This window comes from Ferroplasma sp. Type II (genome assembly GCF_000496155.1).
On record NZ_KI542827.1, the window covers coordinates 1 to 865 of the forward strand.

The window sequence follows — 865 nt, forward strand, 5'->3', positions numbered from 1 at the left end:
ATTCTCCTTCATTACAAAGAACTGGAGGGGAAAACCGCTTGTCTCATATGAGGTGATAGTAAACCTCATAGCCAATACAAAAACGGAAAAAGGTCTCAAGGTCGAGTGCAGCATTGATCGTGACAGTTATGAGAAGGGCATCAAGATCAGCAATGAGGAGATGTTGAAATTAAACATAAGGACGGACGAATTTCATGGAGAATGGAACTACACTATTGCCCCGAAGAAATAACAAATAACTATGTTATTATATTACGATGCCTTAGATTGGGGAGTATGGCATTTCTGTAAGCTATTTGATTTATCTGGTATTTTTTATAACCTAAGTTTTCTGAGTAGTTTATGAAATCGCTGTTGACATTTGGTATAATATTGTTCCTCATTCCAAGCTCCCATCCTCCAAGGGAAGTTAAAATAATGGTAAGTACGGGAAGTACAGAGTGATACAATGCACTTATTATAAATGGTAGATTAAATCCTATATTCACTGAAGTACTGTATGCGCCTCCAAGGGGAAACAACTTCAGGCCAAGTGAAAACATATCAAGCATTATAAAGGCGAGAACGAACGCTGGAAATGAAGCCATAAACATGGCAAAAATATCAATAGACAAGTCTTTTGCAGAATTTCTATGTATTCCTGCATATCTGCCCATTCTGTTTCCGATGAAGAATGATATCGTTATGGATGTTATAACAAGAAACAACGTCCAAGGAAGTGCATTGTAAAGTATGTATGATACTGGTTCCGGAAAAAATGCTATGGAAACGCCAAGGTTGCCGTGCAATAAATCTGCAAGATAGTTATAATACTGAACATAAAGTGGTGCATTGGATATACCGTATTCAGATTCCAGCTGATGAA

General features: G+C 37.3%; 1 protein-coding gene and 1 pseudogene. One reads left to right on the top strand and one right to left on the bottom strand.

Annotation, left to right across the window (positions count from 1 at the left end):
* Positions 1-232 (top strand): annotated as a pseudogene (locus AMDU4_RS13235) (ISAzo13 family transposase); the annotation flags it as partial.
* A gap of 7 nt (positions 233-239) precedes the next feature.
* Here AMDU4_RS13235 and AMDU4_RS13240 read toward each other — a convergent pair.
* On the bottom strand, positions 240-865 hold a 626-nt coding region (locus tag AMDU4_RS13240; protein WP_290705491.1), incomplete at its 5' end, for an ABC transporter permease subunit.